Annotated in this window: 6 protein-coding genes; 1 reads left to right on the top strand and 5 read right to left on the bottom strand. The window is 46.8% G+C overall.

Going from position 1 to position 14414, the window contains the following annotated elements:
* Window positions 1–67 precede the first annotated feature (67 nt).
* The 5 genes from DN748_RS14645 to DN748_RS14625 all read right to left on the bottom strand — a co-directional run bounded on the left by DN748_RS14645 (window position 68) and on the right by DN748_RS14625 (window position 12373).
* A complete protein-coding gene (locus DN748_RS14645; RefSeq protein WP_112372576.1) occupies window positions 68–4165 on the bottom strand; it encodes a hybrid sensor histidine kinase/response regulator transcription factor in 4098 nt (1365 codons plus the stop codon).
* A gap of 271 nt (window positions 4166–4436) precedes the next feature.
* On the bottom strand, window positions 4437–5834 hold the full coding sequence (locus DN748_RS14640; protein WP_112372575.1) for a sialate O-acetylesterase: 1398 nt from the start codon (window positions 5832–5834) through the stop codon (window positions 4437–4439).
* A 155-nt stretch (window positions 5835–5989) separates the two neighbouring features.
* On the bottom strand, window positions 5990–7165 hold the full coding sequence (locus tag DN748_RS14635; RefSeq protein WP_112372574.1) for a glycoside hydrolase family 88 protein: 1176 nt from the start codon (window positions 7163–7165) through the stop codon (window positions 5990–5992).
* A 14-nt stretch (window positions 7166–7179) separates the two neighbouring features.
* Entirely contained in the window at window positions 7180–10722 is a 3543-nt protein-coding gene (locus DN748_RS14630; protein WP_201741491.1) for a heparinase II/III domain-containing protein, read from the bottom strand.
* Between the two features lie 154 nt (window positions 10723–10876).
* Window positions 10877–12373, bottom strand: coding sequence for a sulfatase (locus DN748_RS14625; RefSeq protein WP_112372572.1), 1497 nt, complete (start codon window positions 12371–12373; stop codon window positions 10877–10879).
* A 301-nt stretch (window positions 12374–12674) separates the two neighbouring features.
* On the opposite strand from DN748_RS14625, the gene DN748_RS14620 reads away from it, so the two are divergent.
* Window positions 12675–14276, top strand: coding sequence for a hypothetical protein (locus tag DN748_RS14620; protein ID WP_112372571.1), 1602 nt, complete (start codon window positions 12675–12677; stop codon window positions 14274–14276).
* Window positions 14277–14414: the final 138 nt, after the last annotated feature.

The raw sequence follows: 14414 nt of genomic DNA, 5'->3' as shown, positions 1-14414 counted from the left end.
TTAAAGGTACTTATTTTTCACTGAATTACCGGCCTTATGGACGTTAAAAAGGGTTAATTAAGAATTGTTATGGATTGTGTGTTTCCGCATGGTCTCTTTTATAGGCGGAGGGAGTGACCTTAAAGAATTCCTTAAAACATTTCCGAAAGTATTTCAGGTCGTTAAAACCTACTTCATAAGCGATCTGGGAGATATTCATTTTGGTCTGTGTGATCAGTAATGCGGCCTTTTTCAGACGTATGGTTCTTATGAAGGTGGAAATATTCTGGCCGGTAAGCGCTTTTATTTTGGTGTATAGTACGGTACGGCTCATATTCATACGGGCTACAAAAGCGGCAGTATTGAAATTCTGATCGGTATAACCTTCCTCTACCACCGAGATTGCCTTTTGCAGAAAAGTCTCATCGGTTGATGTAATTTTCAGGTTTTTGGGTTTCAGGATGATGTCATTCCTGAATTTTCTGATCAGGTTAGCCCTTGTCTTCAGCAGGTTATCTACCCTTTTTTGTAGTAACCTGGCATTGAAGGGTTTGGTAATATAAGCATCTGCCCCGGTATCGAACCCTTTTTCCTGGTGTATTTCGGAAGTTTTTGCGGTGAGCAGTATTACCGGTATATGGCTGGTTATCAGTGTGGTTTTTATGGTATTGCACAATTCATATCCGTCCATGACCGGCATGCTTACATCACTTATAATCAGGTCTATTACATTTTTTTGAGTAATGCCGACTGCTTCTTTTCCATGCCCCGCCGTATAGATATTGTAGCTGTCCCTGAAAATTCCGATGATAAATTCTCTCACTTCCCTGTTGTCCTCCACGATCAACAGGGCAGGGATATCCTTGCCTGGAGCAGAAACGGGAGGCGTTTCTGATGGCATGGCACCGGGGGAGTCCCCTGGAATATCCACGTATACCGGAGTGTGGTCTTCATCGGGGGGAAGGGGGGCATCAATACGTTCGCCTTTGCCGAGATGTTTATCGCCCAGGGGGAGCAGCACGATAAAACGCGTTCCCTGAGATTCGGAACTCTTCACTTTTATCTGTCCCTTGTGGAGGTCCACCAGGTTTTTGGTGAGTGCCAGCCCGATACCCGATCCCGGTTCTTTGCTGTTGTGTTCCAGCTGGTAGAAACGTTCGAAAATAAATTTGAGCTGATGCCTGGGGATCACATTTCCGAAATTGATGATCTCTATCCTGACAAAGTCTGCGGATGTGGCCTGTCGCTGGTCTGATTCCGTTGAAATACGTATACAGACCCTTTTGCCACTGTCTGTATATTTAAATGCATTGGACAGCAGGTTGAAGAGGATCTTCTGTAGTTTGATCCTGTCGAACCATACCGGGATGCGTTCATTTTCGGAGATAAGATCGAACGAAATATTTTTGTGTTCTGCCAGGGCGTCGAAGGATTTCTTGACATTTCCGACAAAGGGAACAATATTGTTTTCGGAGGCTTGCAAAGTGAGTTTTCCCGCTTCACTTTTTCTGAAATCCAGGATCTGGTTGATCAGTTGCAAAAGCATCCGGGCATTCCGGTACATGATCTCGTGTTGCTGTCTTATACGGTGGTCGCCTGCTTTCTGGCTTATCATTTTTTCCAGGGGCCCCGTGATGAGGGTCAGCGGCGTCCGGAAATCGTGAGATACATCCGTAAATAATCTCAGTTTCAGCCGGTTTATTTCTTCCAGTCTTTCTTTTTCCTTTTTTTCGCGTATTCTCAATACGATTAATTTCCTGATATAAACGCTTATTCCCGTCAACAGGGCGGCATATAGCAAATAGGCCCACCAGGTTTTCCAGGGGGCGGGAAGGACCCGGATGGGGAGGGTGTCTCCTTCTTCATTCCAGACCCCGTCGTTGTTGGCCCCTTTTACTTTAAAAACATACTTTCCCCTGGGGATGTTGGTATAGATCGCTTTTCGTTGTTTTCCGACGTATTTCCAATCCTTGTCAAAACCTTGCAGCATATAGGCAAATTCATTCTTTTCCGGCTGCATATAGCTCAATGCCGTAAAATCCAGGCTGAAATTGTTTTCGTTGTATTTCAGGGTTACCTGACGGATGGAATCCGTGATATGGGCATAGGGAACATTGTTTACCTCGATGTTCGTGATATCGATGGAAGGGATATAGGTATTCTTTCGTATTTCGATCGGATTGAAGTAGGTGAGCCCGTTTGTTCCCCCGAAAAACAATGCGTTGTTCCGGGTTTTGAGCGCCGAACCGTAATTGAATTCGTTACCCTGCAGCCCGTCGGCATGGCTGAAGTTCTTGATATTGCCCGATTCTATATTCAGTCTGCTGATACCGTTGTTCGTGCTGATCCACAAGTTCCCGTTATCGTCGGAAAGGATACCGTAAATGATATCATTGGGCAAGCCTTCCTTAAGCCCGTAAGCCTTTGTCTTGTGAATATTGGTGTCGTACATGTACAATCCCTGCCCTTCTGTTCCGATCCAGTAATTATTATAATTGTCTACAAAAATGCAGTTGATGTAGAGGGGAGTATCTTTTCGGTCCGTATTTTCGAGAGAGATATTCCTGATCTCCCTGGTATTTATATCAATGGTCTTCAGTCCGCTGTTATACCCGCCGACCAGCAGAAGGTCCGGATTCCCGGTCCGGACAATACTCATTACCGTTCTGATATCATCGTCTATTTTAGACAATATTCCGCTTTGAACATTATAGTACATCAGTCCGCCCGTGAGCGTTCCGATCCATATATTACCATTCCGGTCTTCGAGAAGGGTAAGTACTTTATACCCTTTTAAGGAGATATTATGCGATTCGGGAAAGTCTATTTCCTTGAATTCAAAGGGAGTTTTCCCCGGGTCGAGAAAATTGACCCCCCCGTCGTGCATCCCTACCCAGATAAAGCCTTTGCTGTCTATGATTATGGCCTTTACATTGTTGGCGGTCAGGCTCTTCCTGTTTCCGGGGTCGTGCTTGTAATAGCTGAATCTTTTGGTTTCCCGGTTGTAGAAGTTGATCCCTCCTCCTTCTGTTCCGATCCATAGGTTACCGCTACGGTCTTCTGCCATACCGCTTACCACCTTGTAATTGAGTTTGTTTCTGGCACTGCCGAAAGAAATGTTCCTGAATGCCCCGTTGTCTTTATTGTAATAATTGATACCCCCGGCCCATGTCCCGATCCACATGTCTCCCCTGGAATCTTTGATGATTTTATATATGGAGTTCTGACTCAGGCTGGTAGCCCTGTTTTCATCATGTGATATATACCTGGCCCCGGAACGGTCACTGTTCAGTATAAACAAACCATCGTAACTGCCTATCCATAAATTTCCGTTAAGGTCCTCACAGATACTCCTTACAGGGGCACCGATGATTTTCTTTCCTTCCAGTTCCACATCTTTAAAAATCCGCAGTACAGTGTCATATATTGCCAGCCCGCCTTCATAGCCCAGCCAGATGGTATTGTTGTGGTCCCGGAGCAGGGTAGGCCGCCCGTTGATATGTATGTCGTTGTCTTCTTTTTTCGGATAATTTATATATTCAAAACTGCCCGTGGAATGATGGTAAATACTGATATAGGTGGTATTACATATCCATAAGCTGTCTTTCCCGGTTTTCAGAAAACTGCGATTGTTGTTATCCCCCGGAAATCCGGAGCTGTTTTCTTTCTGGTATATCCGTGTTATGATATCGTTGGAGAGGTTGATCTGGCTTATACCGTTATTGGTCGCTACCCATAATAATTCCGGGTTGAGCTGTGTAATGCCCCATATGATATTATCCGTTATGCTGTTATCTTTTTTGGAATGCTTATACCTTATGAAACTATCTGTTTTGGGATGGTACCTGTTTAATCCGTTTTGTGTGCCGATCCACAGGTTGCCCCGTGTATCTTCATAGATGGTATGCACGTTGTTGTTACTCAGGCTCGTGGTATCGTCGTCACTGTGTTTATAGATCGTAAACTTATCTCCGTCAAATTTATTAAGCCCGTCCCGCGTACCGAACCACAGATAGCCTTTACTGTCCTGCTCTATAGCCATCACGGATCTTTGTGATAGCCCATGTGAAGAAGTATAGTGCCTGAACTTGAGTTCTTTTGGAAGGTTTTTCGGATCTTGAGCAATACCGTATTTTATAAAGCCGAACAGCGTGATGGCCAGGTATATGTAATAACGGATTCTCATTATTTGAAGTAAATTACCAAGTTAATTAATAATACCTTATTGATAAAGAGTATAAGAGCGCTTGGTGGTAAGGGGCGAACGATATGCTAATGTCATAGGGATATCATCTTCAGAATAGTGTTTACCTGATATTTTACAGCAACCCGGTCTGTGAAACCGGAAGGCCCGGGAAGATATGATCATTATACTAATGACGGTGATCTGTAAGGGATTTTGTGGGTGCTGCCTGAAAAAAAGGGAGCGCCCGGAATATATCCCGGGCACTTTTACTTTATTTTTCCCAGTCATCTGTCCGGAACGATGAAGCCGGTAATTCTGCCAGGTTAAACAGGCTTCCTTCGAGGTAATTGGTCCAGCCATATCGCACGGCAACCGGTTGGGGGACCTCTGTGCTGGAAACCACAAGTTTACCCCTTGTGATCTTTGCTTCCGCCGGATAAAACTTCCTGTCCTTTCCCGCAATGATAAAGCCGGAAAGGGGTTTCCCGAAATTGAATACGCCATTGGGGGCATGATCAAAACTCAGTTCCACCTCATTTCCCTTTACTTCCATGGACTTGTAAATGGGACCGCTATACAATATGCCGTCAAAGCCATAGGTTTTAGCAAGGGCCAGGTACAACAGGCGTTTTGCCACCTCCTTTTTCCGGGGCGGGTGAATGGAGCCCTTGTCTCCAATATCCATGGTGATGGCCATCCCGGTATTGGTAGTATGCTGTAAGCTGTGCAGTTGTGCTTCCCTCAGGTAAGCCGAGTTGACCTCGGGTTTGTATCCGAACGGTGCTATCTGAACGTAATAGAAGGGAAAATCTCCCAGTGCCCATTCTTCCCGCCAGCTGTTTATCATGGCAGGGAAAAGTGTCGCGTACTGCTGTGCATTGTTTCTGTTGGATTCCCCCTGGTACCATATAACGCCTTTGATACCATATGGTATAAGAGGGTGTATCATGGCATTATAGAGTACCGAGGCATTGTTTTTCCCCATTTTAGAAGGGTCGCCCATGTTTACTTCCACACCCAGTTCCGGATCGGCCAGGATCTCTTTCCTGGTCCAGGCTTCCACTCTTGTTCCTCCTACGCTGCTGCAGATAATCCCTACCGGGACACCGATCTTTTCCTGCAGCATGCTTCCGTACATATAGGCTACCGCGCTGAAGTTAAAAACGGTTTCGGGGGTGGCCTGCTGCCAGTTGCCCTCACAACTGTCTTCCGGGTCGTTGCTCATGTTCCGTTTTACATCAAAGAGACGAAGTTCCGGGTTTGTACTGTTGAGCACCAGGTCATTGCTTTCGTATATGGGCTGCCCGTTGAACCCTTTCATGGGCATTTCCATATTGGACTGACCTGAACAAAGCCATACCTCTCCGAGAAGGACATCCCGGAGAACGATCTTTTCCGAGCCCTTGATCTCCATAGTGTACGGTCCTCCCGCACCGGCAGTCTTTACGGCCAGTTTCCACTTTCCGTTCGCATCGGTTATTGCAAAGCTCTTTTCTCCCCAGTCTGCGGACAGGGTGATCCTGGTGCCGGGATCGTCAGTACCCCATACAGAAACCTCCGTATCCCGCTGTAATACCATATGATCGGTAAAAAGGGAGCCGACTTTTGTTTGTGCAAGAGATGTAGCACCGATCAGCAGTGCTATAAGAAACAGGTGTTTTCGAAACATGTTTATTGGGTTTTGGTGATTAATTTCAAGATAAACTCCGGAACAGGGTTAACTGTGATATTGCGACAGCTGTACGATATGGCATTATCGGTTTGTATCAGGGTCACAACCCCGGCTTTTTACAGGGTCATAATATTACGATTTTTCGGAATATCTCACAAAGCCTTTTTTGTGATACGCAACAGGGCCTCCAGATAATAGTAATCGGCATAGTTAAGGGGGACATCTATTTCGTTGCCGTGGGGAATACTTCCTACACTATGCTTGAGCAGAAAATAGTCTTTTTTTGAAGTCCCGCGGAATTTTTCGGAACTCAGGGTTTCGAGTATGGTTCTGGCCCGGTCCAGGTATCCGCGATCGGAGTAGCCGTCCAGTTCTATCCATGCCGAGGCCATAATGCCCCCCGCTGAGGCATCTCTTAAGGCATCGGGGATATCCGGCGCATTGAAATCCCAAAAGGGGACCCCGTCTTCCGGATAGTTGGGATGGGACAAAATAAAACCTGAAATTTTTTCCGCCATTTCCAGGTATTTCCTGTCCTTTGTATACCGATAGCACATGGTATACCCATACAGGCCCCAGGCCTGTCCTCTTGCCCAGGCGCTTTCGTCGGCATAGCCCTGCGCGGTTATCCTGCTGTTGACCGCTCCTGTTCCGGGATCGTAGTCGACCACGTGATACGAGCTTCCGTCTTTGCGGAAATGCTTTGCCATGGTAGTATTGGCATGGGCAATGGCAACATCGCTGTATTTGGGGTCCCCCGTTATTTCCGAAGCTTCAAACAAGAGCTCGAGGTTCATCAGGTTATCTATAATCACGGGAAATTTCCACCCCCGTTTACTTTGCCAGTTGTCGCTTACATCCCAGCTCTGTATACAACCTACATTTGGGTTAAAACGGGTGATAAGGGCATCGGCGGCATCCAGCAGTACCTTTTTATACCGCTCATCCCCCGTGATCCTGAAAGCCTTGCCGAAGGAATTGTTAAATATAAAGCCGAGATCGTGATCATTGGTGAGGTCTTTGTGATGTACATAGAGTTCCTGAATGGTTGAGGCAGCCTCCTTCCACTGTTCGTCCCCGGTTTTTTCATAAAGCATCCAGCAGGTTCCCGGCCAGAAACCTTCCGTCCAGTCATAAGGCTGCCGCGCCCATACGATTTCCCCGTTTTTATCCATACTCCTGGGATTCTTTTTTTCTTTTACGGATAGCGATCGCAATACGTGGAGCTGTTGTTCACTTTCCAGTAAACGGGTTTCGTTTTTTTGCTGTGAATGGCAGCCCGAAATGACAAGAAGAGACAATAGAACAGTAATTTTAAATAGGTTCATCAGTGTGAATAGATTTATTGTTTTACAATTTTTTTAGTGATTGTTTTTCCTGAAGACATTTCCATACGGATCACGTATATTCCCGGCTTAATACCTTGCAGGTCCAGGATCCGGGTATCTCCGGCCTGGCTGTTGTCAAAAGTTTTATAAAACAGGCGTGTTCCCGTATCCGTAAAAAGACTCAGGTTTAGAAAATGGTTTTCTTCTTTGGTGTTCCGGAGGGTTATGGTACTGGTAAAGGGATTGGGGTAGAGGATAACCGCATCTTTTTCTGCATCCTCCACCGATGGCGCCGACATGGTGTAAAGAGGGGCAGTTCCCGAAGAGATTACTTTAAAAACTACCTTATTGATCCTGAACCCTCCGGAAGTTCCCGAATTGAAAACGGAAGCCATTTCATAATCGGTCTGGCCCCCAGTGATAGAAATATCCAGTGATTCGACATCTACAAACCCCTGCCCGGAAGGCAGGATAACATCAGCCGCCGAAGAGGGCCCGCCGAAGGAAACCCGTTTAGACGTATCATTCCTGTTGACCAGTATCCCGGTACGGGAGGAGGAAACAAAATTCACACCCACTTTTACAAGCTGCAAACCTGTTATGTCCGGCAGATAGGAACCGTCAAACCCGAAGAGATATCCTTCGTTGGGATCTATGCCGTTTCCTGCACCCCCCCGTACCCCGAGTTCGCCGGAGGCACTTCTGTCAATTCCGGCCGGGGTTACCAAAGCTCCGAAATCATTTCCCTCAACGGTATTGACAGCTCCCATGCCATGCCACCTGAAAAAGAACTTATGCCCCATGATACTGTCTATATCGGTATCCCCGTAAACATTCCATGCATACTCCGTAGCTATTCCCGATATACTTACATCTCCCTGGGAATCTACATAAAACTCTGAGGTGTCATAGTACAGTCCGTTGGCCTCTCTCCCGGTATTGGGGTCCGGTAGTTCCAGCAGAACGTAATTTACGGGTTCTGTAGAAGAAGGGGGAACCTCCGCATCGTCTTTGAGGGTCACGGTAAAGGTCACCTGTTCATTTGCGGGTATAGCAGCTTCAAAACCGATCATGACCGTGCCGTCGTTTTTTCTCTCGTAGGTTGCCGGTGGAAAATAGTCTACCGGGTCTGTAGAGCGGTTGTCGGCTATGGTAAAACTTACGGAAGGGTTGGAAGAACTGATCTCGAGAATTGCGGTCTTGCCTCCCTGTGTAAGTTTGATCCTGGAGGAGTCGAGAGTTTCCACGAGGGCAGTGGTGACCATGTTCCAGTACAAGTCTACAGCCCCGGAACCATTATCTATGGAATCCTTGATCTCGAGGTAGGATTCGTCTACCAGGTAAACACTTCTGTATATGGCCTCCAGTTCGTCATCCAGCCCGATAAGCCCTCGCATATCTAATTCTGCCCCTCTTTTTGCCGGAGTGTCAAAGATCCCGGTAATACTGGCACTGCCATTTACCTTGTGGTGTTGCCAGTTGGTTTCGGATGATTTTTTTATGGATATGGTGTTGTGATTGAGGTTGCTGACCCTGAATATGTTCCACCGGGAAGACCCCTGCGAGAAATCATTGGCGCTCCCGGGAGGGGAGATGCCGGCTTTGACGGCATTGTAATCATACTTACCGAAGTCCGAGGCCCAGCGTTTTCCCTGGGAATCGTAAACAAAAGTGCCGCCATCCATATGGGCATGGCTGTAATCCGGGGTTCCGCCTTTGACTCCCACATATTTTCCATTAGAGCCTTGCCAGTCTGTACGGACCAGGACTACGGGCTGCGAGCCGTATCCTTTCCATACTTTGGGCCCGGGAGCAGACAGGTTCTCCCAGTCGATCTCCTTCCCGTATATAAGGGCTATGGGGAGAAACCTGGAATCATCGGAGTAATTGCTGGTATATTTTCCGTTTTGCATCAATAGTTGTTCCACAGACAGGAGCGAGGGGTTGTTCAGCTTATCGGCCATCCAGATGGTCGCCGGCAGCGGAATTCGCTTTTCCGTACAATCGCTGTAGTTGAAATACAGGGAGGACGTTCCGGTAACATACTGCATATATTCTGCCGATTCGAGAAATCCGGGTGTACTTCTGAGCCTTCTGACCCCTTCGTGGTTCTGCCCGTAAATCCCTTCAAGTGCTGATAATAACAATACTTCATAAGTGGACCCGTAAGACCAGTACATGGCACCTTCCTGATAGTTCCCGTTGGCATAGGTTTCCATGGAATTCGGATTTTTCACAAGAATATTGTTCATGACAAATCTGGCTTCCTGGTCCATTTGTGCAGTACCGTCGCCATAAATAGCCAGGGCACCATAGGCCAGGCCGCCGATACCTACTTGGTTCCAGTTGGAGGTCATATCCCAGAAAGGTTTGTTTTTCTGGGTAAGAAATGCGTAGTCCAGTATGCTTTCCCTGGCTTTTTGCCTGGTAGTTGCCGACAATTCATGATACAACCAGTCATACCCGATGGCTACGGCAAAGCACATTTCTGCCGTATCGAGTGTATAGGTAACCCAATCCGGGAAGTCGCAAACCGTATTGATAACCTCTTCGGCTTTGGTGAGATAGTCTGTATCACTGGTCATGCGATAAGCGTATGCCAGGTAAAAAACCTGCCTTATGGCTTCCCTGGCAGTTTCCAGCATACGATTATTTACGGCATTGTATACCAGCGGACTTTCCTGGACGAAATTATCGGCATTTTCAAGGATATACTCGTGGATGGCATTAAATTCGGCAGACTGACTGATGAGGTTTTGTACATCGGTTTCCTCTCCCTGACCCAGGAGAAGCCGTGGATGGGAAGCATTGGAAACAGGATTGGGATTGAGTATATTGGTCCGCACCCTGAGTTCGACACCTGTAATTCTGTATCCGCTGGGCACTGTAGTATTGCTGAACACGGAAACCATATGCTCGTTGATATTTCCCCCGGTGAGATAGAGATTAAATGAAGATACATCAATGGTTCCTGCCCCTCCTGCAAGCTCATAATCGACGCCGGGGGCTCCCGGTTTTCCGAAGGTGAATTTTCTCGAAGGGTTTAACCGGCTTACGATGACCCCGGTTTCGCCGGTAGCAGCAAGGTCGGTCACCGATATTTTGGTTATCTGGACGGCAGCGGTCGAATTCAGGTTGGTCAGGTCCAGCCCGAAATAATACCCTTCTCCGGAATCTATCCCGTTCCCGATGCCTCCCCTTATCCCCAGTGCGCCGCTTGCGGCACGGTCTATCCCGGCCGGAGATATCAGGGCACCGTAATCATTTCCTATGACGGTGTTTACTTCGCTCATGCCGCCGAAAGTGATGGAAAAGGTCCGTCCCAGGGCTCCTGTAGGAGTTATGGTAGAGGCTGTAACACTCCAGTCATCATAGCTATTGCTATTGTGATAAGACACATTCCCGGAGCCATCTGTTTCAAAGGTGGAACTGTCTGTATACCTGTTATTTCCTTCCGAACCGCCCGGAAGCGGATCGAGGGTAATGATGTTATTCTGGGCATTGGCATATAAGGAAATAAAAATGAGGAATGCCGATAATTTATAGTGTGGTTTCATAAGTATCATTTTTGTAGTTAAAAAGCATGGGAATGAGCGGTACAGCTGTTACCTCTATGTGTCCGCATGATGTTTTATTCATGTCTTCCATACTTATGAATAAAAAATCACGTTCGCTTTTCTGACTGTAAAATCCTGGGATTTGAAAAATGTATCACCGGTTATGGGCAAGCTGGTCGTTCAATAGCTTTTCCATTCTTCTTACTATCGTATCGTATTCTTTCAGCCTTGCCAGGTTGCTCAGGTCTATTCTTCCCTTATGGTGGTCGTAGAGTTCCCGGTCCAGTACCCGGTCCGGATTTTTATAGGATTGCCACCGGGTAAAACGATATCGTCCGTCAGTAATGGAATAGCCCATAATCTCCCGTTTTGTGGGATCGTCTTTGAGATATTTTCCCCTGGGATACTGACTCATGGCTGTTTCCCTAACCTTGAATGTGGGGTCCTTTAAAACCGGTACCAGGCTTTTCCCCTGGAGGTGATCCGGCAGGCCTGTTCCCGACAGTTCGCAAAGGGTAGGATAGATATCCAGCAACTCTGCAAGTGATTCGCTTTTTTTTCCTCCGGAAAATCCGGGAGCGCTTATTATAAGGGGTGCACGGGTATCCAGCTCACAGTTGGAGTGTTTGGCCCACATACCGTATTCACCCAACTTCCACCCGTGATCTCCCCACAGCACTATTATAGTATTGTCTCTTACACCAAGTTCCTCAAGAGTTGTGATAAGTTGCCCGATAAGGTCATCGACCTGGCTCACGGCAGCATAGTAGCCATGTATGAGATTCCTGGAGAGATCATCAGGCAGGTATCCTTCCGTTTTGTACTGTGAAATACCGTGATATTTATTGAGTTCTCCGGACCACCGGGCAAAGGCATACCGGGATACTCCATCGGGATCATTTCTTTCCGGGATACGGATATCTTCGGGCTTGTACATGTTCCAGTATTTCGCAGGAGCTACAAAGGGAAGATGAGGGTTCTTGAAACCTACTGCCATAAAAAAGGGCCGGTCTTTCAGTTGGTGCAACCGTTCTACGGCTATGTCCGCAATCACCGCATCGGTCATATTTGTTTCCGGTGCGTTTGATTTATAAAAGGGGAGCAGTTCCCCGTTTATTTTCGGGAAATCGGACTGCAGGTCGGTGGTATCGCCCCTCTTGACCTTTTTTAAATTCTTTAAGGGAGTTTTATAATCCCATGAAGGCCGGGACCACGAGAGTATATCATCCCTGTTATTATGCCCTTCGTGATATATTTTCCCTACGGCTTCCGAGATATAGCCGTTGTTTTTCAGATGTTGGGGAAGGGTTACGACATCGGGTACGGTGGTCCGGAAAAAAGTACTGAGATCATATATATTCAGTGCGTCCGGACGTAGTCCCGTCATTACGCTGTTCCTCGAAGGGGCACAGATCGCCTGCTGGCAATAGGCATTTTCAAATAAAACACCTTTTGATGCGAGCTTGTCTATATTTGGGGTTTTTACATAGCCGGCCCCGTAACATCCGAGTTCCGGCCTCAGGTCATCGACAGCGATAAAAAGAATATTCTTTCTCCCGGCGGTATCTGTTTGCTGTGCTTTAGTACCTGTTACGGAACACATGCATATCAGGAAGATATGCAGTGTGGTAGAAGCGAGTTGTGTTTTCATCTGGAATAAGTTATGGGTTGGATCAATTGATTTTTTGAAGGATACAATGTACTGTTCTATTCAGAAAGAAAACGGGGGGTATGCGTCTTAACAGGAGGTACAAAATGCCGGGAACAGGGAGTACCTAAGCTTGTAAAAATAACCCGGTACCAGAGTGTTTACAGGGGCAACAGGGATTATATGCCCCCGCATTTTAGACAATTATCCCCCTGTTCCAACAATATTATTTTTTGATATTTGTCAATAATAGAACACCATAATTAAAAACCAGCTAAAATAACGTTACTATAATTGTTAAATTATGAAAATTAAAAAATTACCTTTATTGTTGCTTTACCTGCTGGCAGTATCGGCTTGTGAAGATGCTTCCTTTAAATCGGGCTTAGAAGATATCCGGGATCCTGAGGATCTTAATTACGTAAGTATTACGGATGCGAGGGAAAGTCAGAACATCACGACAACTGCCCCTACCGTTCATACAGGAGGGCTTATTCCCCGGTTTGAGCTGGTAAGTATAAGAAAGGAGGATGGTACACTGTTGGACGAATCGCACCTGCAGTATGTGAGTATCGGGGAAAGTGTTCCCGTAGAAATTGAAATAGATCCCGAAGAGGGTAAAGTTGACGGAAACGGAGATCCGATATTATCTGTTGATGCTGTCAATACGGCTGTCAACGGAATTATTTCTATTGCCGGCGGACATAATTTTACCGTAGGGGACTACTACTTTACCATAAAGGTGAGTACGGAATCTGACGGGATGGAATATGCTACTACCTTTGAGGATGCCTTTCACCTGTACATATCTCCCCTTTTACCAAGTAACCTGATCTACTCACCCAAAAACCAGAATCTGGTATACGGTGATCCCGACAGCAAGACCAGCGAGCCGCTTCTTCCCAATGCCAATCCTGACGTTACCTTCGAACTGGAAAATCATACTGATAAACTCAGTATCAATGGCGAAACGGGTGAGATCGCTCTCGCTCCGGACTATATGTATTCCACATACGATACATTATCTCCTACGATCAGGGTAGTAAGCAATATAAGCGAAGAGGTCACATTGTTTGAAAACAAGATTATAACGATTATTACGGATACCCCGGAAGAGATGCCGGTTGAAACGATTTATCCTTTCTACCCTACTTTGAATACGTCGGGGTCATTCCCGACAGGAGGGGATGGTTTCTCCGTCCAGGTAGATATTCCCGGTAACGGGGAGGATATCTGGGGTGTAGTAGACAACAGTGCCGGGAGGTTCCTGGAAGCCCCGGAAGAGCGGCCTGCCGGGAATACGTCCCAGACCGTTTTGGAAACCCAGACCCATTCCGGTGGCAGCACACAGCCCACCGCTTCCTGGATGGTTACTTCCACGCAGGACCTGACACTATTCCAATACGGTTACGACCTTTCCTTTAACTATTATTATCAGCCCGCTTATCAGAATTATATGGAAGATGGCAGAACGCCCACGGATCTGGAAGTGTATATTTCAACCGATTATACCGGGGGTGATATCCAGGATGCCGAAGGAAACTGGCTCAATGGTACCTGGACCAAGGTCAATGAGGGTATACGGTGCAGAAGATCGGAAGGAGTAAATGGCGGCAGGTCTTCCGGCGCCCCCTGGGGTCCCGAGTTTGTCGGCACTCCGTATCCGGGTAATCAGGAGGGGCCCGATCCTGATGGAAGAAAAGTACCCGGTACCACTTTCTACGGTAAATGGGTGAAATGTTCCTATGACATTCCTCCGGAATTAATATCCCCGAACTTTACGGTTGCTTTTAAAGTGGCATCCTATTTCGAGGGAGAACTATTGAACAACTCCACAGTGCCCGGAAGGGGAGGAGCGTATTTCCTTTCCGATTTTAATTACAGGGCAGACGAGTCTACCGATTGATACTGTATCCGATTATTTATAAACAAACCTGGGGCATACTCCTGGAGATTTTCGATGGATAAGCAAACTGCATGGCAGGTCAGCGGTGTATCGGTATCGGAAAGTAAAGCCGTGAAGAACGGAGGGCCCTGTATATTT

This window comes from Sinomicrobium soli, from assembly GCF_003285545.1.
Taxonomy (GTDB): domain Bacteria; phylum Bacteroidota; class Bacteroidia; order Flavobacteriales; family Flavobacteriaceae; genus Sinomicrobium.
Note: the sequence above shows the minus strand (reverse complement) of the source record. Positions and strands in the feature narration are given on the sequence as shown.

What these genes read in the sequence shown, in the direction of transcription:
- DN748_RS14645 (WP_112372576.1), bottom strand. Translation starts at nt 4,165, where the DNA reads ATGAGAATCCGTTATTACATATACCTGGCCATCACGCTGTTCGGCTTT.
- DN748_RS14640 (WP_112372575.1), bottom strand. Translation starts at nt 5,834, where the DNA reads ATGTTTCGAAAACACCTGTTTCTTATAGCACTGCTGATCGGTGCTACA.
- DN748_RS14635 (WP_112372574.1), bottom strand. Translation starts at nt 7,165, where the DNA reads ATGAACCTATTTAAAATTACTGTTCTATTGTCTCTTCTTGTCATTTCG.
- DN748_RS14630 (WP_201741491.1), bottom strand. Translation starts at nt 10,722, where the DNA reads ATGAAACCACACTATAAATTATCGGCATTCCTCATTTTTATTTCCTTA.
- DN748_RS14625 (WP_112372572.1), bottom strand. Translation starts at nt 12,373, where the DNA reads ATGAAAACACAACTCGCTTCTACCACACTGCATATCTTCCTGATATGC.
- DN748_RS14620 (WP_112372571.1), top strand. Translation starts at nt 12,675, where the DNA reads ATGAAAATTAAAAAATTACCTTTATTGTTGCTTTACCTGCTGGCAGTA.